The sequence below is a fragment of the Rathayibacter tanaceti genome, assembly GCF_009834165.1.
In the GTDB taxonomy this organism is placed as follows: Bacteria; Actinomycetota; Actinomycetes; order Actinomycetales; family Microbacteriaceae; genus Rathayibacter; species Rathayibacter tanaceti.
The window spans coordinates 2,526,556-2,551,541 of the sequence record NZ_CP047186.1; the positions used below are offsets into that span (position 1 = coordinate 2,526,556).

The following is a 24,986-nucleotide window of genomic DNA, read 5'->3' on the forward strand; positions in this document are numbered from 1 at the left end:
ATCCGACGAGCCGAGGTTCTCGGCGGAGGCGCCCGCCCGGCTACGGAGCGGAGCGGAGCCGCTCGAGCACGACGTCCGCGAGCGCCCCCGCGAGACGGTCCGCCGTCTCCTGCGTCTTCGCCTCGACCATGACCCGCACCATCGGCTCCGTGCCGGAGGGCCGCAGGAGGACTCGGCCGTCGCTGCCCAGCTCGGTCTCGGCGTCCGCGATGGCGGAGGCGATCACCGCGTCGTCGTGCACGCCCTCGCGGTCGACGCCGCGCACGTTGACGAGCGTCTGCGGGAACACGGCCATCACCGCGGCGAGCTCAGCGATGCTTCGGCCGGTGCGCGCCATCTCGGCCGCCAGCTGGAGTCCGGTGAGCACGCCGTCACCGGTGGTGGCGTAGCGACTCATGATGACGTGCCCCGACTGCTCACCGCCGAGCGAATAGCCGCCGTCGTTCATCGCCTCGAGCACATAGCGGTCGCCGACCGACGTCTCGATCACGCGGATCCCAGCGTCGGCCATCGCGAGCTTGAGGCCGAGGTTGCTCATCACGGTCGCGACGAGGACGTCATCGAGCAGGACGCGGCGGCGCGCCATCGAGGTGGCGAGGATCGCCATGATCTGGTCGCCGTCGACCGTGCGGCCCTCCGCGTCGACGGCGAGGCAGCGGTCGGCGTCGCCGTCGTGGGCGATACCGAGATCGGCACCGGCCGCGCGGACGGCGGACGCGACGTTCTCGAGGTGGGTGGAGCCGACTCCGTCGTTGATGTTGAGGCCGTCCGGGTCGTTGCCGATCACGGTGACGATGGCTCCTGCGTCGGTGAAGACCTGGGGCGAGATGCCGGCGGCGGCGCCGTGCGCGCAGTCGATGACGACGTGCAGACCATCCAGCCGGACCCCCTCGAGGGAGCCGAGCAGGTGGAGGACGTACCGGTCCTCGGCATCGGAGAAGCGGCGGATCCGACCGACGTCGGCTCCCGTCGGGGTGAGCGCGGGCACTCCCAACGCCGCCTCGATGCGGTTCTCGAGCTCATCGGGCAGCTTGCGGCCGCCCGCGGCGAAGAACTTGATGCCGTTGTCGGCGGCGGGGTTGTGCGACGCCGAGATCATCACGCCGAAGTCGGCGTTCTCATCGGCGATCAGGTAGGCGGTCGCGGGCGTCGGGATGACGCCGGCGTCGAGCACATCGACGCCCGCGCTCGCGAGCCCGGCGGCCACCGCCGCTCCGATGAACTGACCGGAGATGCGAGGGTCGCGAGCGAGGACAGCGACGGGGCGCCGGCCCTCCGCGCGGGCGGCCGCACCGAGTACACGGGCGGCCGCCTGAGCGAGGCCGAGAGCCAGGTCGGCCGTGACCTCGCGATTGGCGAGGCCACGGACGCCGTCTGTTCCGAACAGGCGCGGCATGGTGCGCAGTCCCTTCTCGAGCTGCTGGTCGTACGGCCGTCAGGCCGCGCCGACTAGCGCTTCGAGAACTGGGACGCCTTGCGGGCCTTCTTGAGACCGGCCTTCTTGCGCTCGATCACGCGGGCGTCACGGGTCAGGAAGCCCGCCTTCTTGAGGACGGCGCGGTTGTTCTCGCGGTCGATCTCGTTGAGCGCACGGGCGATGGCGAGCCGCAGCGCGCCGGCCTGGCCGGAGGGGCCGCCGCCCGTGATCTTCGCCACGACGTCGTACGAGCCGATGAGGTCGAGGACCTTGAACGGGTCGGTGATCAGCTGCTGGTGCAGCTTGTTGGGGAAGTACTCCGCGAATTCGCGGGCGTTCACGGTCAGGCTGCCGGAGCCCGGGACCAGGCGCACGCGGGCGATGGCCTGCTTGCGACGGCCCACGGCTGCGCCGGAGACGTTGAGGACGGCGCGGGGCGTCGTGGACGCCTCGGTGGCCGGGCTTTCGGTGGAGTAGCTCTCGGGAGCCACGTCGATCTGGTCTGCGATCTTCGCCACGGTGTAGGTGATCCTTTGTCTTCGAAGTCTGAGGTGTCGGGGAGGGCCGGAGCCTACTGGGCGACCTGGTTGAAGGCGTACGCCTGGGGCTGCTGCGCCGCGTGGGGGTGCTCGGAGCCCGTGTAGACCTTCAGCTTGCGCAGCTGCGCACGGCCGAGGGAGTTCTTGGGGAGCATGCCGCGGATGGCCTTCTCGACGGCGCGGACCGGGTTCTTCTCGAGGAGTTCGGCGTACGTGGTGGCCGAGAGGCCGCCCGGGTAGCCGGAGTGGCGGTAGGCCTTCTTCTGGAGGAGCTTCTGACCGGTCAGGGCGACCTTCTCGGCGTTGACGATGATGACGAAGTCGCCCATGTCCATGTGCGGGGCGAACGTGGCCTTGTGCTTGCCGCGCAGGAGTGCGGCGGCGTGGGTGGCGAGGCGGCCGAGCACGACGTCGGACGCGTCGATGACGATCCAGTCGTGCTGGACATCAGCCGGCTTCGGAGAAAAAGTGCGAGTCACGTGAGTGCTGCTTTCTGGTCGGAGTGAGGTGTTCGTGAATCCCGCTCCGTGGCCGTTCGACCCGCGAGGGGGCCGAACCGATCCGGTGGAGGGCTCAACTTCGGGTGCTCGGCACACGGCCGAAAACACCAAGGGTCGACACTACAGCACTGCACCGGTGTTCCCAACCGCTCGGACACCACCGGCCGTCCGCGGAACCGACCTGGTGCACTCAGCCGATCGCGCTCAGCACCGAGGTCGCGAGCGACTCGAGCGCCGGCTGGTCGCCGACGAACGAGCGCAGGGTCACCAGGCGGCTGCCGTCGAGCACCACCAGGGTGGCGGCGGGGTCGACCGCGGGGTCGCCTGCGCGGAAGAACGCGTTGTCGCCGACCTCGCTGGGCTGCGCGGGTCCGGCGTCGCGCAGCGCGGCGAAGGAGGTGGCGTCCCCGCCCGTCGAGGACTGGACCGTCAGCGCGCTGGTGTTCCCCGCGATGGTCCAGGCGCAGCCGTCGCTCGCCTCCGATGCGGTGGCGAATCCGGCGGGCAGTGCGAGCACCGACGTGATCGTGTCGAGGGGGAGCAGGCTCGCGCAGTCGAGGGTCGCGCCCGTGGTCGTGGTGGCGGCTCCTGCGGGCGCGGGGGGCTCGGCGGGCGCCGGCTCGGTGCCGGTCGCGTCCGCATCGCCGGTCGTGCCGGCCGTCGAGCGATCCCCCACGGACGGCGTCGGGATCGAGACCTGGGCGTCCGGCGGCACCTCGATGGTGCCCGAGGCGCAGCCCGTGAGCACGAGAGCCAGGACGGCCGCTCCGACTCCTGCTCGAACGATGCGGATCATGCTGCGCCTTCCCTCTCCGGCCCCTCCGTCCTCACGGTGCGCTTGGCGCGGGTGAGGACGGCACGCTCGGCGAGCGAGGCACCGTCAGGGTAGTCGACCTCTCGCAGAATCAGCCCGCGCGCCGGCATCACCGCGAACGCATTGGTCCGGCGCGTCGCGTCGCGCAGTACCGGGAGCTCGGCCGCGTCGAGCTTGCCTGCGCCCACAGCGACGCACGCGCCCACCAGAGCGCGCACCATGCTGTGGCAGAAGGCGTCGGCGCGCAGGTGGGCGTGGAGCACTCCGTCCGCGTCGCGCTCCCAGGTGAAGTCGAGGAGGCTCCGGATGGTCGTCGCGCCCTCGCGCGCCCGGCAGAACGAGGCGTAGTCGTGCAGACCGAGGAGGGAGCGCGCCGCTCTCGACATGGCCTGGAGGTCGAGCGAATCGGTGATCCAGGTCGTGGACGCGCGCTCGAGCGGGTGCCGCATCGAGGAGGCGTCTGCCAGCCGGTACTCGTAGCGGCGCCAGCGTGCAGAGAAGCGCGCGTCGAATCCCTCCGGTGCCTCGGAGACGCCATGGACCGACACGTCCGTGTACTGGCCGAGGATCCCGCGCAGGCGGCGCTCGAGGATCGCCGCGGGCGGCAGCGGCTCCTCCCCCGCACGGCGGCCGCCACCGCTGAGGCGGGCCCACTGCTCGTCGGTGAGGTCGACGTGGGCGACCTGCGCGCTCGCGTGGACGCCGACGTCCGTGCGCCCCGCGACGGTGACGGTCGGGTGCTCCTGCGACCGCAGGACCAGGGCGATCGACTCCTCGAGGACCCCCTGCACCGTGCGCAGGCCCGGCTGCTTGGCCCAGCCGGAGAAGTGCGAGCCGTCGTAGGCCAGATCGAGGCGGACGCGGTGGAGCATCCGACGATTCTAGAACGAGTGCGGGGCCGGGCGACGGCGGGCGGTACGACGAGAGCCCTCCGACCCTTGAGGGGCGGAGGGCTCTCGAGAGGAGGGACTACTACTTGGTCTCGTCGGCATCCTCTGCCGCAGCGACGGTGTCCTCGGCGGAAGCGTCCCCGGCGGACGTCTCCTCGACGGGGGTCTCGTCGACGGGCGCCTCCTCGGCAGGAGCGTCCTCCACCGGCGCGGACACCGGTGCAGTGGTCGTGCGCGACGTCTTCGCCTTCGGAGTCACGGGCTCGAGGACGAGCTCGATGACGGCCATGGGCGCATTGTCACCCTTGCGGGGGCCGATCTTGGTGATGCGGGTGTAGCCGCCCTCGCGCTCGGCGACGAGCGGAGCGATCTCGGTGAAGAGCTCGTGGACGACCGACTTGTCGCCGATCGTCGCGAGGACGCGACGGCGGGCGTGCAGGTCGCCGCGCTTGGCGAACGTGACCAGACGCTCGGCGAGCGGGCGCAGGCGCTTGGCCTTGGTCTCGGTGGTCTTGATGCTCTTGTGCGTGAACAGGGCCGCGGCCAGGTTCGCGAGCAGCAGACGCTCGTGTGCGGGACCGCCTCCGAGGCGGGGGCCCTTCGTGGGCTTGGGCATGGGTTTACTCCAGTACTAAAAGGGGTGTCAGCAGGTCGGACGCGAGGAGCCGTGGGCTCCGGGGCGAGAGACCTAGATGCTCTCGTCGTCGTAGCTGTAGAAGTGGGCGCCGTCGAACCCGGGAACCGAGTCCTTGAGCGACAGGCCCAGCTCCGTCAGCTTCTCCTTGACCTCATCCACCGACTTCTGACCGAAGTTGCGGATGTTCATGAGCTGCGTCTCTGAGAGGGCGACGAGCTCGTTGACGTTGTTGATGCCCTCGCGCTTGAGGCAGTTGTAGCTGCGCACCGACAGGTCGAGGTCCTCGATGGGCATGGACAGCTCGGTCGAGAGGACCGCGTCGACCGGCGCGGGGCCGATCTCGATGCCCTCGGCCGCGTTGTTCAGCTCGCGGGCGAGGCCGAAGAGCTCGGTCAGCGTGCGACCCGCGGAAGCGATCGCGTCGCGCGGCGAGATCGCCGGCTTCGTCTCCACGTCGACGACCAGGCGGTCGAAGTCGGTGCGCTCGCCGGCACGGGTGGCCTCGACGCGGTACGTGACCTTCAGCACGGGCGAGTAGATCGAGTCGACCGGGATCTGGCCGGCCTCGGAGAACTCGCTGCGGTTCTGAGTCGCCGAGACGTAACCGCGTCCGCGCTCGATGGTCAGCTCGAGCTCGAACTTCGCCTTGTCGTTCAGCGTGGCGATGACGAGCTCGGGGTTGTGGATCTCGACACCGGCCGGCGCCGAGATGTCTGCGGCGGTGACCTGGCCGGCGCCCTGCTTGCGCAGATAGGCGGTGATCGGCTCGTCATGCTCGGAGGAGACAACGAGTCCCTTGATGTTCAGGATGATCTCGGTGACGTCCTCGCGGACGCCCGGGACGGTCGTGAACTCGTGCAGGACCCCGTCGATCCGGATGCTGGTGACAGCGGCGCCGGGGATGGAGGACAGCAGGGTGCGACGCAGCGAATTGCCGAGCGTGTAGCCGAAGCCGGGCTCGAGAGGCTCGATGACGAAGCGGGAACGGAACTCCGAGATGTTCTCCTCGGTGAGCGTCGGACGCTGTGCGATAAGCACTGATGATTCCTTTCGATCACGTGTCCGCTATATGACACGTGCGTTTGCGAGGTGTGGAGTTGTGAAAGAAATGCGCGATCCGCCGGCCGGCCCCACTCCCCGCGCGGAAGCGGTTCGTGCGGTCGGCCGACGGCTGCGAGTGCTGCTCAGACGCGGCGACGCTTGGGGGGGCGGCAGCCGTTGTGCGCCTGCGGGGTGACGTCGTTGATCGAACCGACCTCGAGGCCGGCGGCCTGGAGCGAGCGGATCGCGGTCTCGCGACCCGAGCCCGGGCCCTTCACGAAGACGTCGACCTTCTTCATGCCGTGCTCCTGGGCCTGGCGCGCGGCCGACTCGGCGGCGAGCTGGGCGGCGAACGGCGTCGACTTGCGCGAGCCCTTGAAGCCGACTCCACCGGACGAGGCCCAGCTGATGACGGCCCCCGAGGGGTCGGTGATCGAAACGATGGTGTTGTTGAACGTCGACTTGATGTGGGCCTGGCCCACAGCGATGTTCTTCTTCTCCTTGCGGCGCGGCTTGCGCGCAGCCGACTTGGGGGTAGCCACTTGTGTATCTCCTCTAGGTCCGTGTCGCCCGCGTTACTTGCGGCCGGCCTTCTTCTTGCCGGCGACGGTGCGCTTGGGGCCCTTGCGGGTGCGCGCGTTCGTCTTGGTGCGCTGTCCACGGACCGGGAGGCCGCGACGGTGACGGAGGCCCTCGTACGAGCCGATCTCGACCTTGCGACGGATGTCGGCGGCGACCTCGCGGCGGAGGTCTCCCTCCACCTTGTAGTTGCCCTCGATGTAGTCGCGGAGCGAGACGAGCTGCTCGTCGCTGAGATCCTTGACGCGGATGTCACCGTCGATCCCGGTGTCGCTCAGTGTCTTGAGCGCGCGCGTGCGGCCCACACCGTAGATGTAGGTCAGTGCGACCTCCACGCGCTTCTCGCGCGGGATGTCTACTCCTGCCAGACGTGCCATTGTGGCTTCTCCTGTGAGTGAGTGGAGGTGTGAAGCAGCACCGGTGCCTCGGCCTCCGACCGAAGGTGTCCTCGCCGTCCACCCAGGCCGAGCCGGGGTGCTGCGCGATTTCTGGTGCTGCGGGTGTGTTCTGATGTTCGGTCGGGGCGGGCGTGCCGCCCCTGCGCTCCCTCGCGGAAGCAGCGGGACTAGCCCTGGCGCTGCTTGTGACGGGGGTTGCTGCTGCAGATGACCATCACGTTGCCGTGGCGGCGGATGATCTTGCAGTGGTCGCAGATGCGCTTGACGCTGGGGTTGACCTTCATTGTTCTTGTCCTTGATTTCGCTGGCGTCGTGCTCCCGGCGGATGCCGGGGCCGTTCCTTACAGGACACGCACGTCGCGAACGTCAGCGGAGCGAACGCCTACTTGTAGCGGTAGACGATCCGGCCGCGGGTCAGGTCGTAGGGGCTCAGCTCCACGATCACCCGGTCCTCGGGGAGGATCCGGATGTAGTGCTGCCGCATCTTGCCCGAGATGTGGGCGAGAACCTTGTGTCCGTTGGTCAGCTCCACGCGGAACATCGCGTTGGGGAGCGCCTCGACAACCGCACCTTCGATTTCGATGACACCGTCTTTTTTGGCCATAGCCTCACTGTCGTTCGGAAGTAGTGTGTGTACTGGTCGTGCGAATGTTTCCGCGACGATCCACCACCGGGCGAGAGCCCGGATCGGGGTTCGTGGGCATGCCGGAGCACGCGCAAAACACCAAGGGTCGATGCTACGCGAATCCGACGCGCTCCGCCACCTCGGGCGTGTCGTTGCCGGGGTCCCCGCCTTCCGCCTGGGCTGCGGACTTCCGCGCCGCGCGTCCGGCGCCGCGCACGGCTCCGCCTAGGCTTGCCCCGTCGAGCGGAGGGAGAGCGGATGGCGCGCACGACGAGGTCGTCCACCGAGAAGCGGCGCTGGTACTCGCACCCGCTGGTGTCGGTGCTGGTGGCGGTCGTGGTCCTGGCCCTGGTGCAGACCTTCTTCGTGAAGGTGTACACGGTGCCCACGGGATCGATGGAGAACACCCTGCAGGGCGGCGGTTTCTTCGGCGACCGGATCCTGGTCGACCGCACGCTCTCGCTGCAGGGCGGTCCCGAGGAGGGGCAGATCGTCGTCTTCACCCGCGACGCGGAGTGGGGCGCCACCGACGAGCCGGGCAGCCCTCTCGCGGAGGCGGTGAAGACCTTCGGCGATGTGACCAGCATCGGCCCCTCACACGAGGAGTTCCTCGTGAAACGCCTGATCGCCGAGGGCGGCCACACCGTCTCCTGCTGCGACGCCGAGGGCCACGTACTCGTCGACGGGCAACCGCTCGACGAGTCCTACGTCTTCGAGGACTTCCCGTTCGCCCCGGGGACGCTCGACTGCACGACGAGCCCCGCGTCCCTGCGCTGCTTCGACGAGTACACGGTGCCGGAGGACTCGGTCTTCGTACTCGGAGACCACCGCTCGAATTCGAACGACTCGCTCGGCGACTGCCGCGGCGCCCCCGGTCCGATCGACGCCTGCGTGAAGACGGTCCCGCTCGAGCGGGTCACCGGGCGCGTCTTCGCGGTGGCCTGGCCCCTCACGCGCTGGCGGCTCTTCTAGCCTGCGCAGCACGGTGGACCGCAGCCGGTGAAGGCAGGAGGCCCTCCGCCGCGGCCGAGGACCTCCTGCCTTCATCGCGGTCGGGTCAACCCCTGACGACCGCCACGACCTGCGGGAACAGCGGGTGCTCAGCGGTGAGGCCCGTCACCTCGGCGACGAACTCCTCCGGCGTGAGCGACGCCAGTTTCTGCCTGAGCTCGACGCTCTGCGGATCCTCCGGCACGTCGAAGCGCAGCGCGGCAGCGATCGCCGCCAGCAGTCCGTCCGGCGTGCGCCCGCGCTCGGCGAGTTCGGCGGCCGGTCCGACGAAGCGCTCGTGCCGCGAGAGCTTGCGCAGCGGCTGACGGCCCACCCGGTCGACGGTGTCCGTCAGGTACGGGTTGGCGAAGCGCGCGAGCGTCTTCTCGAGGTAGGCCTGCTGCTCCGCATCGGTGAATCCGTGCTTGGCGACGAGGAGCGCCTTGGTGTCCTCGAGGGCCGCCTTCACCGCATCGTGCACGTCCGGCAGCGCGAGGGCGTCCGAGAGCTTGTGCGCGCCCGCGGCGAACCCGACGTAGGCCGCCGTCGCGTGCCCGGTGTTCACCGTGAACAGCTTGCGCTCGATGAAGGGCTCGAGGTCGTCGACGTACGTCGCGCCGGGGAGCTCCGGTTCGGCACCCTCGAAGGGAGTGCGGTCGATGACCCACTCGAAGAAGCTCTCGACCGTGACGTCGAGACCCTGCCCCGTCTCCTGGTTCGGCACGATACGGTCGACCGCGGTGTCGGCGAAGACGGCGCGGGTGCGCAGACGCTCCCACTCGTCACTGCCGAGGGCGGCCGCCACCTCGGTCTGCAGGAGGCGGGTCGCGTTGATCGCGTTCTCGCAGGCCATCACCGCGAGACGCGGCGCCGATTCGTCGCGAGCCGCGAGGCCTCTCGCGATCACCGGAGCGACGAAGCGGAGGATGTTCGGACCGACCGCGGTCGTGACGATGTCGGCGGCGGCGATCTCGCGGACGAGCGCCTCCTCCTCGGCGGCGGAGTCGATGGCGCGGAAGCGGTCGACGACGTGGGTCGCGGAGTCCTCCCCCACCTCGTGCACCTCGTAGCTGTCGGCGGCGGCGAGCCGGCCGATCAGCTCAGAGTTCACGTCGGCGAAGACGAGCTCGTATCCGGCGCCGTGCAGGATCAGGCCGACGAAGCCGCGGCCGATGTTGCCGGCGCCGAAGTGGACGGCGGTGGGCATCAGGAGTTGACCTCGCCCAGCACGCTGTAGAGCGCCTGCGCGTCGGGAGCGTCGAGGAGCTTCTGCACCTCGTCCTCCTCCGAGAAGATGATGGCGATCTTCGAGAGGATCTCGAGGTGCTCGTTGTCGACCCCGGCGATGCCGACGACGAAGCGCACCTCGTTGCCGTCCCAGTCGATCGGCTGCGCGTAGCGCACGAACGAGAGGGCGGAGGAGCGGATCTCGTCCTTCGCGTCGTTCGTGCCGTGCGGAATGGCGAGCAGATTGCCCATGTAGGTCGAGACGGTCGCCTCGCGGGCGAGCATGGCCTCGTAGTAGGCGGGGGTGACCGCGCCGACTCCGACCAGCATGTCGGCGGCCTCCTTGATGGCGGCCTCCTTCGTGGTGGCGGTGCCGGAGGCGTCGATCTGTCCGATGGTGAGCACGTCGCTCATGGGTGCGTCCTTCCGTGGAGGTGCTGACAGCGAGGGAACCCGCGGGGACGAGAGAGCGTGTCCGCCCTGTCGCACCCTACGGGTTCCCTCCGAATGGTTGGCGTACTACTTGCCGTGCTGCTCCGCGACCAGCGAGACGACTTCGTCGTACTTCGGGCTGTTCATGAAGTTGTCGACGGAGACGTGGATGGCACCCGGGGTGCGCTGGCGGGCGCGCTCAGTGAGCTCCGCCTGGGTGATCACCAGGTCCACGTCGTCCTCGAGGGCGGCGATCGCCCTGTTGGTGACCGTGACGTCCTCGAAGCCAGCCTTCTTCATCTTGTTCCGCAGCACGGAGGCGCCCATCGCGGACGATCCCATGCCCGCGTCGCAGGCGAAGACGATGTTCCGTACCTGCGTGGCGGTGGCCGTGGCCCCCGCGGTCGAGGCGCCTGCGGAGTCCTGCGGGGCGTTCGCTCCGCGGGCGTTGATCAGCGAGCCGACCGCGCTCTCCTTGCCCTTGTTGGCCTCGTTCGCGGCGACGGCTGCGGCGAGCTTGTCGTCGCCCTCCTCGGTAGCGGCGAGGTCGCGCTTGCGGCCGGCCCGGATGATCACCGACGCGACGGCGAACGAGACCGCTGTCGCGAGGATCACCGAGAGGATCACACCGACGAAGCTGTCGTTCGCGGTCTGCAAGAGCACCGCGATGATCGAGCCGGGCGAGGCCGGGCCCCGCAGGCCGGAGTTGAAGGCGACGTTCGTGGCGACTCCGGTCATGCCACCGAGGATGACGGCCGCGAGCAGGGCCGGCTTCATCAGCACGTAGGGGAAGTAGATCTCGTGGATCCCGCCGATGAAGTGGATGATCGCAGCGCCGGGAGCGGAGGCGCGCGCGGCGCCGACTCCGAAGATCGAGAACGCGAGCAGGACGCCGAGGCCCGGGCCGGGGTTTGCCTCGAGGAGGAAGAGGAACGACTTGCCGGTCTCGTCGGCCTGCTGGAGACCGAGCGGGGTGAGGATGCCGTGGTTGATGGCGTTGTTGAGGAAGAGGATCTTGGCCGGCTCGATGAAGATGCTGGTCAGCGGGAGCAGTCCCGCGTTCACCAGCCACTCGACTCCGGCGCCGAGCGCACCCGAGAACGCGACCACGAGCGGCGCGACTCCGGCGAAGGCGAGGAGCGCCAGGATCAGGCCGAGGATGCCCGCGGAGAAGTTGTTGACCAGCATCTCGAAGCCGGGCTTGATCTTGCCGTCCCAGATCGAGTCGACCTTCTTCATCAGCCACGCCGAGAGCGGGCCCATGATCATGGCGCCGATGAACATCGGGATGCCCGCGCCGACGATGACACCCATGGTCGCGATGGTGCCGACGACGCCGCCTCGGGCGCCGTAGATCATGCGCCCGCCGGTGTTCGCGATCAGCAGGGGCAGGAGGTAGGTGATCATCGGGCCAACGAGCCCGGTGTTCACCACGTCGGGGTCCGAGCTCCAGCCGCCGAACTGCTGGACCCAGGTGGCATCGACACCGAGCAGCGGGAGCCATCCGGTCTCGATGAACAGGGCTGTGATGAAGCCCCAGGCGATGAAGGCTGCGATGTTCGGCATGACCATCCCCGAGAGGAAGGTGCCGAAGCGCTGGACGTGGACGCGCGCTCCACCGCGCGTCGACGTCGCTGACGTCGTTGTCATGTGGTGTGTTCTCCGATTTCTAGGGGCGGGCGGGCGGGACGCTCCTGAGACGTCCCGGCTCCCGGGTGGCGGGGTGATGCAGGGGGGTGGGTCTGATGATCCGCGGGTCAGGAGGCGGCGATCGCCTCGGTCACCGCGGAGCGGGCGGCGGCGGCACTGTCGGCCGCGAGCGCGAGCTCGGCGTACCGCTGGGCGTCGTCGAGGGTGTGCTCGGCCAGCTCGGCGCGCACGTCGGCCAGTGCCGACGGCGACATCGAGAGGGTCGTCGCTCCGAGTCCGACGAGGACGACGGCGAGGAGCGGGTCGGCGGCGGCCTCACCGCAGATGCCGACGGGCTTGGCCAGTGCCGCTCCCGCGCGGCCGACCTCGCCGACGAGGCGGAGGACGGCCGGGTGCCATGGGTCCTGGAAGGCCGAGACTGTGCCGAGCATGCGGTCCGCGGCGAGCGTGTACTGGGTGAGGTCGTTGGTACCGATCGAGGCGAAGTCCGCCACCGCGAGGATCCTGTCGGCGAGAAGCGCCGACGAGGGCACCTCCACCATGACGCCGGCGGTGCGGATGCCGAGCTCCCGCGCCATCGAGGTGAAGTAGCGGGTCTCGTCTACCGTCGCGACCATCGGGGCCATCACCCACAGGTCGGCGTCGGTCGCCGCGTCGGCCTGGGCGAGGGCGGTGAGCTGGTCGCGGAGGATCTGCTCGCTCGCGCGGAGGGCGCGGAGGCCACGCAGCCCGAGCGCCGGGTTCTCCTCGTGGTCGTCGTTGAGGAAGCTGAGCGGTTTGTCGGCGCCGGCGTCGAGTGCGCGGACGACGACCTTCTTCCCCGGGAAGGCGGCGAGCAGACGGGTGTACTGCTCGGCCTGCTCGGCGACGCTGGGCGCCTCCGTGGCGTCGAGGAAGAGGAACTCGGTGCGGAACAGGCCCACACCCTCGGCTCCCAGCTCGACCGCGTTCTCTGCACCGTCGGCCGAGCCGAGGTTCGCGAGCAGCGGCACGGCGTGGCCGTCGGCCAGCGAGCCCGGTACGACGGGGGCCGCGAGCATCTCCGCGCGCTCGGTGATCGAGGCTTTCGCTGCACCGATCTCGGCGTCGGAGGGGTTCACCGTCACGACGCCGGACGTGGCGTCGAGGATGACCAGCTGGCCGTCGCGCAGATCGAGAGCACCCGTGGTGCCGACGATGGCGGTGATCGACTTCTCGCGGGCGAGGATCGCCGTGTGCGAGGTCGGGCCACCGTCGCTCGTGATCAGGCCGAGGACCTTGTCGAGGTCGAGCAGAGCGGTGTCGGCCGGGGCGAGATCGCGGGCGACGAGCACGAACGGCTCCTCCGACTCCGGGACGCCCGGCGCCGCAACGCCGCGCAGGTGGGCGACCACCCGCTGTGAGACGTCGTCGAGGTCGGTTGCACGCTCAGCCATGTAGCCGCCCATCGCGACGAGCAGGTCGCGGAACCCGGCGAAAGCCTCGTGCACGGCACGCTCGGCGGTCGCTCCTCCGGCGATCCGTGCCGTGACGTCGTCGGCGAGCGACGGGTCCTCGGCCATCAGGGCCTGCGCGTCGAGCACGTCCTTCGCAGAGCCGCCGGCGCGCTCGCCCCGATGCCGGATGGTCGCAGCGGTGGCGGAGAGCGACGCGACCGCGCGCTCCTCCTCCTGCGCGACGGTGCGGGTGCTGGGCGTGTCCTCGGGGTCGGGGAGCGGCTCCGGCATGCGCAGGACGGGACCGAGCGCGAGCCCGCGCCCCACCCCGGTGCCCTGAAGCTTGGCAGAGGCGTAGGCGGTTTGAGGAGTGGACAGCGTCATGGGTGCTCGTTCCTGTCGTGCGGGACTCGGGAGGGGGGCGAGGGGCCCCGGCGGCTGGGTTTCGGGGGGACGGGGTTCGACCCGGTGAGGGTCGCCTTGTGTCTCCGGGCTACCGGCGCCGCGTGCGCCGGGGCTGCCGCCGTGCGTGATGGTGCGCGCGACGCGCGGCGTCGCGCGCACCATCACGCATCGTGATCGGTGGTGAGGAACTCGGCGAGCTCCTCCAGAACGGCCTGCTCGTTGTCCCCCTCGACGGTCACCGTGAGCTCGTCGCCGTGCTCGATGCCGAGCGAGATGATGCCGAGGATCGACGCGGCGTTCACCGGGGTCGCAGCCCCCTTGGCGACGAGGACCTTCTGACCCGACTTCGCCGCGGCCTGGCTGAACAGCGAAGCGGGGCGGGCGTGAAGGCCCTTCGACGATGCAACCTGCACGGTGCGCTCGACCATGAACGTTTCTCCTTGATCCTGCAGCGGGGCACTGCATCAGTGGTGCCCGGGATCGGGCGCACCCGGACGGACCGGGCGGGTGGAGGAGTCCTCGTCCGTCCCTGCGACGACCGCGCGAGCGGCGACGAGGACGGGAAGGGTCTCGAGCACGGCATCGGCACCGTGCGCTCCGAAGACGTCGGGCGGGAGGAGGGCGGCCGCGGCTCCCATGTCCTCCGCGCGCCGGCGGAGTCCATCGAACTGCGACTCGAGGTGCGGCCCGACGAGGAGGACGTCCGCCTCGGGGAGCGAGTGCTCGAGCCCCGTGAGGGTCTCGGAGCAGAACACGGCATCGATGCCGTGCGCCTTCGCGCCTGCTCGGAGCCGGTGCGCCAGGAACGTGCTCGACGCGCCTGCTCCGCAGACGATCAGGATCTTCTGCACCACGTTCGCCTCCTCGCGTCCGGGTCGTGATCCATCCAAGCATCCCCGGGGAGGGCCGCCGAGTTCCAACAGACAATCTTCCGCGGGGGCGGAAGCGACTCGCGGCGCACCGGCGGCGCGGGGACTCCCGAGTGCGCTGACGAGGTGGTTGACTGCCACCACCGACGACTCGCCGCCCGCGTCGAGCGGGCCCACGGCCCGGCCGGGCGCCTCCCCGCGTCCCTCCCGACCCGCACGCCTGGAGCCTGATGCCCGACAACCGCGAACGACTGCTGGAGTACCTCTCCCGCGCGGACGGTTGGGTCACGGCGCACGAGCTCGCGGACCGGCTCGGAGTGACGACCCGCAGCGTCCGGAGCTACATCACGGCCGTGAAGGCGCAGGCCGCCCCGCTCGAACCGGTCGAGTCCTCCGCCAACGGCTACCGCCTGGCCCGAGACGCCTACGCGGCGTTCGTGGAGACACAGCGCAGTCGCGACGTCGAGCCGGACACTCCCCGCGACCGGCTCTACAGCGTCGTCCGGCGCCTCGTCGACTCCGACGACGGGCTCGACGTGTTCGACCTGGGGGAGGCGCTCTCGGTGAGCGAGTCGACGATCGACGCCGACCTGCGTCGGGTGAAGGCTCTCGCCGACGAAGCGGGCCTCGGCCTGGTCCGCCGCGTCTCGTCCGTCCGCCTCGAGGGCAGCGAGGAGGCGCGGCGACGGCTGATCTCGCGGATGTTCCGCGACGAGAGCGCGCAGGGCGTGTTCACCCTCGACGACGTGCAGCGGGAGTTCGCCTCGCCCGGCCTCGGCGCGTTCAAGACCGAGTTGCTCACCGCACTCGAGAGCCGTGGCTACTACATCAACGACTACGGCGTGAACAGCGTGCTGCTGCACATCGCCATCGCGGTCGACCGTGTGGCGCGCGGGATCGGGGACCCCGCCGGCTCGCGCCCCTCCCCCGCGATCCACGGCGAGCTCGCTGCTCTGCTCGCCGAGCTGGTCGAGCGGCACTTCGCGACGCGGCTGACCGATGCCGAGCTCGCACAGCTAGCGATCCTGATGACGACGCGTGTCGCGACTCCCGGGCAGAACGAGCCCGTCGCAGCCGTGGTCGAGAACTACCTCGACCCGGAGGATCTCACCGTCGTGCGCGAGCTGGTCGCCGACGTGAACCGCGAGTACCTGGTCGACCTCGACGACGAGGGCTTCATCGTCCGTCTCGCGTTGCACGTCCGCAACCTCGTCGCGCGGGCCGCCGAGGGCGGCTACTCGCGCAACCCCCTCACCCGCTCGATCAAGACGAGCTATCCGATGACCTACGAGATCGCCGTGTTCCTCGCCAGCGGCCTGCAACGACGCCGCGGGATCGCCGTCAACGAGGACGAGATCGCCTACATCGCCCTGCACGTCGGCTCGTTCCTCGAACGCGTCTCGCGGAGGGAGGAGCGGCTCTCGTGCGTGATCGTCTGCCCCAACTACTACGACCTCGCCCACATGCTGCGGCTGCGGGTCGAGCGCTCCCTGGGCACCGAGGTCGAGGTGCGCTCGCTGATCACGCGCAGCGATGTCGACTGGGACCGCCTCACCGCCGACGTGGTGATCACCACCATCGACGAGCGCCCGTACGCCGACGACGTGGTCGTGGTGCAGCCCTTCCTGACCGACCACGACGTGGAGGCGGTGCGACGTGCGATCGCGCGGGTCCGTCGGCACCGTCGGCGAGCGCAGATCAAGGACGAGCTGCTGCAGTTCTTCGACGAGGCGCTGTTCTTCCGCAACGTGCACGCGCGCGACGAGGCAGCGATGATCCGGATGCTCGGTGAGCGGATGATCGCGGGCGGCATCATCGACGAGGACTACGTCGACGGCGCCATCGAGCGGGAGCGGATGAGCTCGACCGCCTTCACCGACAATCTCGCTGTTCCGCACGCCATGGCGATGAGCGCGCGGCGCACCTCCATCGCGATCGTCGTCAACGACGTGCCGATGGAATGGGGCGAGCAGCGCGTGAACGTCATCGCGATGATCGCGTTCGCCTCGGCGGGGCGCAGCACCTTCCAGTCGGTCTTCGACCAGTTCGTCGAGGTTTTCGCGGAGCGGGCCGAGGTCCAGCGTCTGATCCGCCGCTCCACCGACTTCGGAGCCTTCATCGAAGAGCTGGTGCGCGTGATCGACAGCTGACTCACCGGGGCTCGATGACCACCGCTGTCGGTGCACCGGCGCTCGGCGGCGCACGCACCACCGTCGACGCCACGGGTGGGCGCCCTGCGCTCAGGCGAACGGAGTCGGCACGACGCCGTACGGCGCGAGCCCTGCGGTGCCCCCGTCGGCGAGCGTCGTGACCCAGATGCCGTCGCGGTGTACAGCGACAGAGTGCTCCCAGTGCGCGGCCATGCTGCCGTCCTCGGAGGCGACGGTCCACTCGTCGTCGCGCACCACGGTCTCAGCGCTGCCTGCCGTGACCATCGGCTCGATGGCGACGACCAGGCCGGGCTTCACCTCGGGGCCGCGCTGGCGCACACGGTAGTTGAACACCGGTGGCGCCTCGTGCATGCTGCGGCCGATGCCGTGGCCGATGTAGTCGGTCAGGATCCCGTAGACGCGACCGGAGCGCTCCGCCTCGTCCTCGATGTACTCCTCGATCGCCGAGCCGACCTCGTTGAGGTGACGGGCGGAGGCGAGAGCGGCGATGCCACGCCAGAGCGAGCCCTCTGTGACCCGGGAGAGCTCTTCTCGCGCCGCGATCTCGTCCGGTCTCGACGGATCGGGCAGCACGATCGTCATCGCGGAATCGCCGTTCCAGCCGTCGATCTCGGCACCACTGTCGATCGAGACGATGTCACCCGGCTCGAGCACGCGACCGCCCGGGATCCCGTGCACGACCTCGTCGTTGACCGACGCGCAGATCGTGTGGCGGTATCCGGGCACCAGCTTGAAATTGGAGTGGCCGCCGAGGGCGATGATCGCCGCCTCCGCCACCGCATCGAGCTCGAGCGTGGTCACGCCCGGCCGGATCGCCGCGCGCACTGCGTCGAGCGAGGCGGCAGTGGCGAGCCCGGGAGCGAGCATCGAGCGCAACTGCGCGGGCGTCTTGTACAGCGACGAACGCAGGGCCATGGCTCAGGCGGCCGGAGAGTCGAGCCGACTCACCCGGTGACCCTCGAGCGCCACGACGATGCGCTCGGTGACCTCCTCGACGGGGCCGAGACCATCGACCACGACGACGAGCCCGCGAGCAGCGTAGACGTCGATCAACGGAGCCGTCTGCTCCTCGTAGAGGGCGAGGCGGCGGCGGATGACGTCCTCGGTGTCGTCGCTGCGGCCCTGCTCGAGCGAGCGCTTGAGCAGGCGCGCCACGACCTCGTCCGGGTCGGCGGTGAGCTGGACCACCGCATCGAGGCGGTTGTCGTCGGCGGCGAGGATCCGGTCGAGCTCGTCGACCTGCTCCGTCGTGCGCGGGTAGCCGTCGAGCAGGAATCCCGTCGACGCGTCCGCCTCCTGAAGGCGGTCGTGCACGATCGCGTTGGTCAGCTCGTCCGGCACATAGCGGCCGGCATCGAGGTACGCCTTGGCCTGGAGCCCGAGCTCTGTCTCGTTCGCGACGTTGGCGCGGAAGATGTCGCCGGTCGAGATCGCCGGGACCTCCAGGATCTCGCTCAGCCGAGCGGCCTGGGTCCCCTTGCCCGCGCCCGGAGGGCCGATCAGCAGGAGACGGAAGCCGATCGGGTGCGACGTCATCGGAGGAGTCCTTCGTAGTGGCGCTGCTGCAGCTGGGAGTCGATCTGCTTCACGGTCTCCAGTCCGACTCCAACGATGATCAGGATGGACGTGCCGCCGAACGGGAAGTTCTGGTTCGCGCCGACCAGCGCGAGCGCCACGAGCGGCACCAGTGCGATCAACCCGAGGTAGATCGAGCCGGGCAGCGTCACCCGGGTCAGGACGTAGTTGAGGTACTCGGCGGTCGGTCGGCCGGCGCGGATACCGGGGATGAAGCCTCCGTAGCGCTTCATGTTGTCGGCGACCTCGTCCGGGTTGAAGGTGATCGCGACGTAGAAGTAGGTGAACCCGACGATCAGGAGGAAGTACAGCGCCATATAGAGCGGGTGATCGCCCTGGGTGAGGTAGTTCGTGATCCAGGTGACCCAGGCCGGAGCCTCCTGGCCCGCCGCAGGCTGGTTGAACTGCGCGATGAGCGCGGGCAGGTACAGCAGGGACGAGGCGAAGATGACGGGCACGACACCGGCCATGTTCACCTTGATCGGGATGTAGGTGTTGTTACCGCCGTAAGTCCTCCTGCCGACCATCCGCTTCGCGTACTGCACCGGCACCCGCCGCTGAGACTGCTCGACGAAGACCACGGCGACCACGAGCACGAGGCCCACGGCGAGGACGAGGAGGAAGGTCTCGAAGCCGCGCGACTGCGCGATCGACCAGAGCGAGGTGGGGAACTGGGCGGCGATCGACGTGAAGATCAGGAGGGACATACCGTTGCCGATGCCGCGCTCGGTGATGAGCTCGCCCATCCACATGATGATGCCGGTGCCGGCGGTCATGGTGACGACCATGAGGAGGATGGAGTACCACTCATCGGTGATGATGAGTGCTGAGCACTCGGGCACGCCGGAGTTGCCGAAGAGGGCGCCGGAGCGGGCGACGGTGATGAGCGTGGTCGACTGCAGGACGCCGAGCGCGATCGTGAGATAGCGCGTGTACTGCGTGAGCTTGCCCTGCCCCGACTGGCCCTCCTTGTAGAGGGTCTCGAAGTGCGGGATGACCACGCGCAGCAGCTGCACGATGATCGACGCCGTGATGTAGGGCATGATCCCGAGCGCGAAGATCGACAGCTGGAGCAGGGCTCCGCCGCTGAACAGGTTCACCAGCTCGTAGAGGCCGGAGGTGCCCTGGTTACCCGCGAGACACGCCTGCACGGCGCTGAAGCTGACGAACGGAGCGGGGATGAAGGACCCCAGCCGGAAGATCGCCACGATCGCGAGAGTGAAGCCGATCTTGCGGCGGAGGTCGGGGGTGCGGAAGATCCGCGCAACGGCGCCAAACACTACCTAAGGTCTCCTGCTCAGTTCTGTGGTGCGGGATAAAGGTCGAGCTTGCCACTCGCTCCCCGAGGGAGTCGGCGTGGCAAGCTCGACCGACAAGCTGCTGGTGCTACTTGATGGATCCGCCCGCAGCGACGATCTTCTGCTCCGCGGAGCTGGAGACCTTGTCGACCGCGACGTTCAGCTTAACCGCAATGTCGCCGTCCCCGAGGACTTTGACCTTCTCGTTCTTGCGGACAGCCCCCTTGGCGACCAGGTCGCCGATGGTGACGTCGCCGCCCTGGGGGTAGAGCTCCGCGAGAGCGGACAGGTTCACGACCTGGTACTCGACCCGGAACGGGTTCTTGAAGCCGCGGAGCTTCGGGGTGCGCATGTGCAAAGGCATCTGCCCACCCTCGAAGCCGACACGCACCTGGTAGCGGGCCTTCGTGCCCTTGGTACCGCGACCGGCGGTCTTGCCCTTCGAGCCCTCACCGCGACCCACGCGGGTCTTGGCCTTCTTGGCGCCGGCAGCGGGGCGGAGGTGGTGGACCTTGAGCACGTGCTCCTTGGTCGCCGGCGCCGCCGCGCCCTTCGTGGTGGTCGCCTTCGCCGGAGTCGTGGACTCCGCAGCGGCAGCCTTCTTCGTCTCAGCCATTAGTCAATCTCCTCGACCTTCACCAGGTGGGCGACGGTCTTCACGTATCCGCGGTTCTGGGCGTTGTCCTCGCGGACCACGCTCTGACCGATCTTCCTCAGGCCGAGCGAGCGCAGCGTGTCGCGCTGGTACTGCTTCTCGCTGACCTTCGACTTGATCTGGGTCACCTTGAGCTGGGCCATCAGGCACCTGCCTTCGCGTTGGACGCGGCGGCGAGGGCGTCGGCCTCGGCGCGGACGAGGCGGGCCGGAGCGACCTGGTCGAAGTCGAGACCACGACGAGCGGCGACGGCGCGCGGCTCTTCGAGCTGCTGGAGAGCCTCGACGGTCGCGTGGACGATGTTGATGGTGTTCGACGAGCCGAGCGACTTGCTCAGCACGTCGTGGATGCCTGCGCACTCGAGGACCGCACGGACCGGGCCACCGGCGATGACGCCGGTACCCGCTGCGGCGGGGCGCAGGAGCACGACACCGGCGGCGGCCTCACCCTGAACCGGGTGCGGGATGGTCGAGGCGACGCGGGGGACGCGGAAGAAGTTCTTCTTCGCCTCCTCGACACCCTTGGAGATAGCGGTCGGGACCTCGCGGGCCTTGCCGTAGCCGACGCCGACCAGTCCGTTGCCGTCTCCGACGACCACGAGCGCGGTGAAGCTGAAGCGACGACCGCCCTTGACGACCTTCGACACACGGTTGATGGTCACGACGCGCTCGAGGAACTGGCTCTTCTCGGCGTCACGGCCACCGCGGTCGCGGCCACCCTGGTTGCGGTCGCGCCCGCCGCGGCGAGGCTCGCGAGCCTCCTGCTGCGGCTGCGTGGATGCAGCGGTCTCGACGGGGGCCTCCGACACAGCGGCGACCTCGGGTTCCTTGTTCTCTGCGGCGCTCACAGGTTGAGCCCTGCCTCTCGTGCTCCATCGGCGATCGCGGCGACGCGACCGGCGTACTTGTTGCCTCCGCGGTCGAAGACGACCGCCTCGACACCGGCGTTCTTGGCGCGCTCGGCGACGAGCTCGCCGACCTTGCGGGCCTTAGCGGTCTTGTCACCGTCGAACACGCGCAGGTCGGCCTCGAGGGTCGACGCCGACGCGAGGGTACGGCCCTGCGCGTCGTCGACGATCTGCACGAAGACGTGGCGAGCCGAGCGGTTGACGACGAGGCGGGGGCGCTCGGCGGATCCGACGACCTTCTTGCGCAGACGGTCGTGACGACGACCGCGCGCAGCGGACTTGCTCTTTCCTCTGGTTCCGAGTCCCATGATCACTTACCGCTCTTTCCGGCCTTGCGGCGAACGACCTCGCCGGCGTAGCGCACTCCCTTGCCCTTGTAGGGCTCGGGCTTGCGGATCTTACGAATGTTGGCGGCCACCTCACCGACGGCCTGCTTCGAGATGCCGTGCACGGTGAGCTTGTTGTTGCCCTCGACCGTGAACGAGATGCCCGCGGGCGGGGTGACGACGACCGGGTGCGAGAAGCCGAGCGCGAACTCGATGTCCGAGCCCTTCGCCAGCACGCGGTAACCGGTTCCGACGACCTCGAGGCCCTTGGAGTAGCCCTGCGTGACACCGACGATGTCGTTCGCGATGAGCGTGCGGGTGAGGCCGTGGAGCGAGCGCGACTCGCGCTCGTCGTCGGGACGCGAGACCAACACCTGGCCGTTCTCGACGGAGACCTGGATGGGGCTGGCGACCGGCACGGTCAGCTCACCCTTCGGGCCCTTGACGGTCACAGCGGATCCGGCGACGGAGACGTCGACGCCCGCCGGGATCTCGATGGGGAGTCTTCCAATACGCGACATGAGGGGTTACCACACGTAGGCGAGGACTTCCCCACCCACGCCCTTCTTCTCGGCCTGGCGGTCGGTCAGCAGACCGCTCGAGGTGGACAGGATCGCGACGCCGAGGCCGCCGAGCACGGTGGGGATCTCGGCCGACTTCGCGTAGACGCGGAGGCCGGGCTTCGAGACGCGCTTGATGCCGGCGATCGACCGCTCGCGGTTCGGGCCGTACTTGAGGGAGATGGAGAGCGTCGTGCCGACGCGCGCCTCCTCGACCTTCCAGTCGGCGATGTAGCCCTCGGTCTTGAGGATCTCGGCGATGTTCGCCTTGAGCTTCGAGCCCGGGAGCGTGATGGAGTCGTGGTGCGCGGAGTTCGCGTTACGGATTCTGGTCAGCAGATCTGCGACCGGATCAGTCATGGTCATGGCTGATGGTGCCTTTCTCGCCTGGTTTCGGCACCCTTTACAAGGGTGACGACCTGTGGTGCGGGACGGCGCCGACGACGTCGGCGCCCGTGTGGCCGCGCGAACGCAGGCCAACGAGCCATGGTACATGGCCGATGGTCTGCGGTCGAGGGCCGATCGCACCCGCCTCGGCCAGGGGATCGCGGCGGGCGCCGCACGTCATCGGCCGATCCGGGCGTTCCCGGCTCGGCGGCGGACGTACGACGAGGCCGGAGGACGGTTCTCACCGTCCCCCGGCCTCGAGGCTTGTGCTTACGCGTTGTCCGACGACTTGAACGGGAAGCCGAGCTGCTTGAGCAGCGCGCGCCCCTCGTCGTCGGTCTTCGCGGTGGTCACAACGGTCACGTCGAAGCCGCGGACGCGGTCGATGCGGTCCTGGTCGATCTCGTGGAAGATCGACTGCTCCGTGATACCGAAGGTGTAGTTGCCATTGCCGTCGAACTGGCGGTCCGACAGACCGCGGAAGTCGCGAATGCGCGGCAGAGCCACGGAGAGCAGGCGGTCCAGGAACTCCCACGCGCGGTCGCCCCGGAGGGTGACGTGCGCGCCGATGGCCTGACCCTCGCGCAGCTTGAACTGCGCGATGGACTTGCGGGCCTTCGTGACCTGCGGCTTCTGGCCGGTGATCGCGGTGAGGTCCTTGACCGCGCCGTCGATGATCTTGCCGTCGCGGGCAGCCTCGCCGACGCCCGTGTTCACGACGACCTTGACCAGGCCGGGGACCTGGTGGACGTTGCCGAAGCCGAACTGCTCCTTGAGAGCGGGGATGATGTCAGCCTGGTACTTGGCCTTGAGCCGCGGCTGAACCTTCGCAGCCACTGCGGTGGTGTCAGTCATTACAGTTCCTCACCCGACGCCTTCGCGTAGCGCACGCGAACGGTCTTGGTCACGCCGTCCTTGGTGACGGCCACGTTGCGGTGGCCGACCCTGGTCGGCTTCTTGGTCTTCGGGTCGACGAGCGCGACGTTCGAGATGTGGATCGACGCCTCGACGGTCTCGATGCCGCCCTCCTTCGAGCCGCGCTGCGACTGGCCGACGCGCGTGTGCTTCTTGACGAAGTTCACGCCCTCGACGACGACGCGGTTGCGCTCGACCAGCACCTCGAGGACCTTGCCCTGCTTGCCGCGGTCTCCGCCGCGAGCCTGGGTCGCTCCTGAGATGACCTGGACGAGGTCACCCTTCTTGATCTTGGCCATGACTAGATAACCTCCGGTGCCAGCGAGACGATCTTCATGAACTTCTTGTCGCGGAGCTCGCGACCGACCGGTCCGAAGATACGGGTGCCACGCGGGTCCCCGTCGTTCTTGAGGATGACGGCGGCGTTCTCGTCGAACTTGATGTACGAGCCGTCGGGACGACGGGTCTGCTTGACGGTGCGGACGATGACCGCCTTGACGACGTCGCCCTTCTTCACATTGCCACCGGGGATCGCGTCCTTGACGGTGGCGACGATGATGTCACCGAGACCGGCGTAACGGCGGCCGGAGCCTCCGAGGACGCGGATCGTGAGGAGTTCCTTGGCGCCGGTGTTGTCGGCGACCTTCACTCGGGATTCTTGCTGAAGCATGTGTCTCTCCTGCTAACTCAAGTAGGCCGCGGCCTACTTGGCCTTCTCGAGGATCTCGACCAGGCGCCAGCGCTTGGAGGCGCTGAGGGGACGGGTCTCGCTGATGACGACCAGGTCGCCGACGCCGGCGGTGTTCAGCTCGTCGTGAACCTTGACCTTCGAGGTGCGGCGGATGACCTTCCCGTAGAGGGGATGCTTGACGCGGTCCTCGACCTCGACGGTGATGGTCTTGTCCATCTTGTCGCTGGTGACGTAGCCGCGGCGAGTCTTGCGGTAGCCGCGAGCGCCCTCCTGCTTGACGTCGTGGGCGGCCGACTCGTGGCCGGCGGTGTCATTGACGGTTGCCATTACTTGGCCTCCTCGTTCGACTCGGTCGCCTCAACCTCGGCCTTGGCGGCCTTCTTGGTCTTGGGCTTCTTCTCCGTCTTGGCCGGGGCCTCGACGGGTGCGGGGGTGGCGCGGATGCCCAGCTCGCGCTCACGGATGACCGTGTAGATGCGGGCGATGTCGCGCTTGACGGCACTCAGGCGGCCGTTGGTGTCCAGCTGGCCGGTGGCCGACTGGAAGCGGAGGTTGAACAGCTCCTCCTTGGCCTTCTTCAGCTCGGTGACGAGACGCTCGTCCTCGAAGGTGTCGAGCTCGGCGGGGGCGAGCTCCTTGGATCCGATCGCCATTACGCGTCTCCCTCCTCGCGCTTGATGATGCGTGCCTTGAGGGGCAGCTTGTGGATGGCACGGGTCATGGCCTCACGAGCGAGCTGCTCGTCGACGCCGGCGACCTCGAAGAGGACGCGACCCGGCTTGACGTTCGCGACCCACCACTCCGGCGAGCCCTTGCCGGAGCCCATGCGGGTCTCGGCGGGCTTCTTGGTGAGCGGACGGTCGGGGTAGATGTTGATCCACACCTTCCCGCCGCGCTTGATGTGACGCGTCATGGCGATACGAGCGGACTCGATCTGACGGTTGGTCACATAGGCGGGGGTGAGGGCCTGGATGCCGAACTCACCGAACGACACCTTCGTGCCACCGGTGGCCTGGCCGGAACGGCCCGGGTGGTGCTGCTTGCGGTGCTTGACTCGACGCGGAATCAACATG

Annotated in this window: 34 protein-coding genes; 2 read left to right on the top strand and 32 right to left on the bottom strand. The window is 68.9% G+C overall.

Annotated features, from left to right (window positions below):
* Positions 1-40: 40 nt before the first annotated feature.
* The 11 genes from glmM to infA form a co-directional block, all read right to left on the bottom strand.
* Positions 41-1,396: a phosphoglucosamine mutase gene (gene glmM, locus GSU10_RS11855; RefSeq protein WP_068211135.1), complete on the bottom strand. Its 1,356-nt coding sequence runs from the start codon at positions 1,394-1,396 to the stop codon at positions 41-43.
* A gap of 53 nt (positions 1,397-1,449) precedes the next feature.
* Positions 1,450-1,935 carry a 30S ribosomal protein S9 gene (gene rpsI, locus GSU10_RS11860; protein ID WP_068211145.1) on the bottom strand — a complete coding sequence of 162 codons (486 nt, stop codon included), beginning with the start codon at positions 1,933-1,935 and terminating at the stop codon, positions 1,450-1,452.
* A 53-nt stretch (positions 1,936-1,988) separates the two neighbouring features.
* Complete coding sequence (gene rplM, locus GSU10_RS11865; protein WP_068211148.1) at positions 1,989-2,435, bottom strand: 50S ribosomal protein L13; 447 nt, start codon at positions 2,433-2,435, stop codon at positions 1,989-1,991.
* Between the two features lie 211 nt (positions 2,436-2,646).
* Positions 2,647-3,252, bottom strand: coding sequence for a hypothetical protein (locus GSU10_RS11870; protein ID WP_068211151.1), 606 nt, complete (start codon positions 3,250-3,252; stop codon positions 2,647-2,649).
* A complete protein-coding gene (locus tag GSU10_RS11875; protein WP_068211154.1) occupies positions 3,249-4,142 on the bottom strand; it encodes a tRNA pseudouridine synthase A in 894 nt (297 codons plus the stop codon). Before GSU10_RS11875 ends, GSU10_RS11870 begins: the two co-directional genes overlap by 4 nt.
* A 100-nt stretch (positions 4,143-4,242) precedes the next feature.
* Positions 4,243-4,776: a 50S ribosomal protein L17 gene (rplQ, locus tag GSU10_RS11880; RefSeq protein WP_068211157.1), complete on the bottom strand. Its 534-nt coding sequence runs from the start codon at positions 4,774-4,776 to the stop codon at positions 4,243-4,245.
* 72 nt (positions 4,777-4,848) lie between these two features.
* Positions 4,849-5,835, bottom strand: coding sequence for a DNA-directed RNA polymerase subunit alpha (locus GSU10_RS11885; protein WP_068211160.1), 987 nt, complete (start codon positions 5,833-5,835; stop codon positions 4,849-4,851).
* Between the two features lie 146 nt (positions 5,836-5,981).
* Positions 5,982-6,380, bottom strand: a complete 399-nt coding sequence (rpsK, locus tag GSU10_RS11890; RefSeq protein ID WP_055787170.1) for a 30S ribosomal protein S11 — start codon at positions 6,378-6,380, stop codon at positions 5,982-5,984.
* A gap of 33 nt (positions 6,381-6,413) precedes the next feature.
* Entirely contained in the window at positions 6,414-6,794 is a 381-nt protein-coding gene (gene rpsM / locus GSU10_RS11895; RefSeq protein WP_068211163.1) for a 30S ribosomal protein S13, read from the bottom strand.
* A 188-nt stretch (positions 6,795-6,982) separates the two neighbouring features.
* Positions 6,983-7,099, bottom strand: coding sequence for a 50S ribosomal protein L36 (gene rpmJ, locus GSU10_RS11900; protein ID WP_055787164.1), 117 nt, complete (start codon positions 7,097-7,099; stop codon positions 6,983-6,985).
* Positions 7,100-7,197: 98 nt separating this feature from the next.
* On the bottom strand, positions 7,198-7,419 hold the full coding sequence (infA, locus tag GSU10_RS11905) for a translation initiation factor IF-1 (RefSeq protein ID WP_022883252.1): 222 nt from the start codon (positions 7,417-7,419) through the stop codon (positions 7,198-7,200).
* Positions 7,420-7,698: 279 nt separating this feature from the next.
* On the opposite strand from infA, the gene lepB reads away from it, so the two are divergent.
* A complete protein-coding gene (gene lepB, locus GSU10_RS11910; protein WP_068211166.1) occupies positions 7,699-8,412 on the top strand; it encodes a signal peptidase I in 714 nt (237 codons plus the stop codon).
* Between the two features lie 85 nt (positions 8,413-8,497).
* Here the strand turns inward: lepB and GSU10_RS11915 are convergent, their stop codons facing one another.
* The 6 genes from GSU10_RS11915 to GSU10_RS11935 form a co-directional block, all read right to left on the bottom strand.
* The gene (locus GSU10_RS11915) at positions 8,498-9,637 is read right to left on the bottom strand and encodes a mannitol-1-phosphate 5-dehydrogenase (RefSeq protein ID WP_132504940.1); all 1,140 of its coding nucleotides are present in this window, start codon (positions 9,635-9,637) and stop codon (positions 8,498-8,500) included.
* Positions 9,637-10,071 (bottom strand): PTS mannitol transporter subunit IIA, encoded by a 435-nt coding sequence (locus tag GSU10_RS15520; RefSeq protein WP_068211169.1) that lies wholly within the window; start codon positions 10,069-10,071, stop codon positions 9,637-9,639. Before GSU10_RS15520 ends, GSU10_RS11915 begins: the two co-directional genes overlap by 1 nt.
* A gap of 105 nt (positions 10,072-10,176) precedes the next feature.
* A complete protein-coding gene (locus tag GSU10_RS11920; RefSeq protein ID WP_068211172.1) occupies positions 10,177-11,739 on the bottom strand; it encodes a PTS mannitol transporter subunit IIBC in 1,563 nt (520 codons plus the stop codon).
* 107 nt (positions 11,740-11,846) lie between these two features.
* Entirely contained in the window at positions 11,847-13,538 is a 1,692-nt protein-coding gene (gene ptsP / locus GSU10_RS11925) for a phosphoenolpyruvate--protein phosphotransferase (protein ID WP_132504942.1), read from the bottom strand.
* 182 nt (positions 13,539-13,720) lie between these two features.
* The gene (locus GSU10_RS11930) at positions 13,721-13,987 is read right to left on the bottom strand and encodes an HPr family phosphocarrier protein (protein WP_068209400.1); all 267 of its coding nucleotides are present in this window, start codon (positions 13,985-13,987) and stop codon (positions 13,721-13,723) included.
* A gap of 36 nt (positions 13,988-14,023) precedes the next feature.
* The gene (locus tag GSU10_RS11935) at positions 14,024-14,413 is read right to left on the bottom strand and encodes a PTS sugar transporter subunit IIB (protein WP_068209403.1); all 390 of its coding nucleotides are present in this window, start codon (positions 14,411-14,413) and stop codon (positions 14,024-14,026) included.
* Positions 14,414-14,658: 245 nt separating this feature from the next.
* On the opposite strand from GSU10_RS11935, the gene GSU10_RS11940 reads away from it, so the two are divergent.
* Complete coding sequence (locus GSU10_RS11940) at positions 14,659-16,578, top strand: BglG family transcription antiterminator (protein WP_068209406.1); 1,920 nt, start codon at positions 14,659-14,661, stop codon at positions 16,576-16,578.
* A gap of 90 nt (positions 16,579-16,668) precedes the next feature.
* Here GSU10_RS11940 and map read toward each other — a convergent pair whose 3' ends face one another.
* The 15 genes from map to rplP form a co-directional block, all read right to left on the bottom strand.
* On the bottom strand, positions 16,669-17,514 hold the full coding sequence (map, locus tag GSU10_RS11945; protein ID WP_132504944.1) for a type I methionyl aminopeptidase: 846 nt from the start codon (positions 17,512-17,514) through the stop codon (positions 16,669-16,671).
* Positions 17,515-17,517: 3 nt separating this feature from the next.
* Positions 17,518-18,135, bottom strand: a complete 618-nt coding sequence (locus tag GSU10_RS11950) for an adenylate kinase (RefSeq protein ID WP_068209409.1) — start codon at positions 18,133-18,135, stop codon at positions 17,518-17,520.
* Positions 18,132-19,454, bottom strand: coding sequence for a preprotein translocase subunit SecY (gene secY / locus GSU10_RS11955; protein WP_068209412.1), 1,323 nt, complete (start codon positions 19,452-19,454; stop codon positions 18,132-18,134). Before secY ends, GSU10_RS11950 begins: the two co-directional genes overlap by 4 nt.
* A 106-nt stretch (positions 19,455-19,560) precedes the next feature.
* A complete protein-coding gene (rplO, locus tag GSU10_RS11960; protein WP_082845039.1) occupies positions 19,561-20,088 on the bottom strand; it encodes a 50S ribosomal protein L15 in 528 nt (175 codons plus the stop codon).
* Positions 20,088-20,270, bottom strand: coding sequence for a 50S ribosomal protein L30 (gene rpmD / locus GSU10_RS11965; RefSeq protein WP_181024623.1), 183 nt, complete (start codon positions 20,268-20,270; stop codon positions 20,088-20,090). Before rpmD ends, rplO begins: the two co-directional genes overlap by 1 nt.
* On the bottom strand, positions 20,270-20,974 hold the full coding sequence (rpsE, locus tag GSU10_RS11970; protein WP_068209415.1) for a 30S ribosomal protein S5: 705 nt from the start codon (positions 20,972-20,974) through the stop codon (positions 20,270-20,272). The genes rpmD and rpsE overlap by 1 nt, the downstream gene beginning before the upstream one ends.
* Positions 20,971-21,342 (bottom strand): 50S ribosomal protein L18, encoded by a 372-nt coding sequence (rplR, locus tag GSU10_RS11975; protein WP_055787114.1) that lies wholly within the window; start codon positions 21,340-21,342, stop codon positions 20,971-20,973. The genes rpsE and rplR overlap by 4 nt, the downstream gene beginning before the upstream one ends.
* A 2-nt stretch (positions 21,343-21,344) precedes the next feature.
* On the bottom strand, positions 21,345-21,881 hold the full coding sequence (rplF, locus tag GSU10_RS11980) for a 50S ribosomal protein L6 (RefSeq protein ID WP_068209419.1): 537 nt from the start codon (positions 21,879-21,881) through the stop codon (positions 21,345-21,347).
* 6 nt (positions 21,882-21,887) lie between these two features.
* Positions 21,888-22,286 carry a 30S ribosomal protein S8 gene (rpsH, locus tag GSU10_RS11985; protein WP_068209423.1) on the bottom strand — a complete coding sequence of 133 codons (399 nt, stop codon included), beginning with the start codon at positions 22,284-22,286 and terminating at the stop codon, positions 21,888-21,890.
* Between the two features lie 291 nt (positions 22,287-22,577).
* A complete protein-coding gene (gene rplE, locus GSU10_RS11990) occupies positions 22,578-23,162 on the bottom strand; it encodes a 50S ribosomal protein L5 (RefSeq protein ID WP_068209425.1) in 585 nt (194 codons plus the stop codon).
* A complete protein-coding gene (gene rplX, locus GSU10_RS11995) occupies positions 23,162-23,521 on the bottom strand; it encodes a 50S ribosomal protein L24 (RefSeq protein ID WP_068209428.1) in 360 nt (119 codons plus the stop codon). The genes rplE and rplX overlap by 1 nt, the downstream gene beginning before the upstream one ends.
* A 2-nt stretch (positions 23,522-23,523) precedes the next feature.
* Entirely contained in the window at positions 23,524-23,892 is a 369-nt protein-coding gene (rplN, locus tag GSU10_RS12000; protein ID WP_055787095.1) for a 50S ribosomal protein L14, read from the bottom strand.
* A 33-nt stretch (positions 23,893-23,925) separates the two neighbouring features.
* Entirely contained in the window at positions 23,926-24,240 is a 315-nt protein-coding gene (gene rpsQ, locus GSU10_RS12005; protein ID WP_068209431.1) for a 30S ribosomal protein S17, read from the bottom strand.
* Positions 24,240-24,566: a 50S ribosomal protein L29 gene (rpmC, locus tag GSU10_RS12010; RefSeq protein WP_068209433.1), complete on the bottom strand. Its 327-nt coding sequence runs from the start codon at positions 24,564-24,566 to the stop codon at positions 24,240-24,242. The genes rpsQ and rpmC overlap by 1 nt, the downstream gene beginning before the upstream one ends.
* Positions 24,566-24,985 (bottom strand): 50S ribosomal protein L16, encoded by a 420-nt coding sequence (gene rplP, locus GSU10_RS12015; protein ID WP_068209436.1) that lies wholly within the window; start codon positions 24,983-24,985, stop codon positions 24,566-24,568. The genes rpmC and rplP overlap by 1 nt, the downstream gene beginning before the upstream one ends.
* Position 24,986 lies beyond the last annotated feature (1 nt).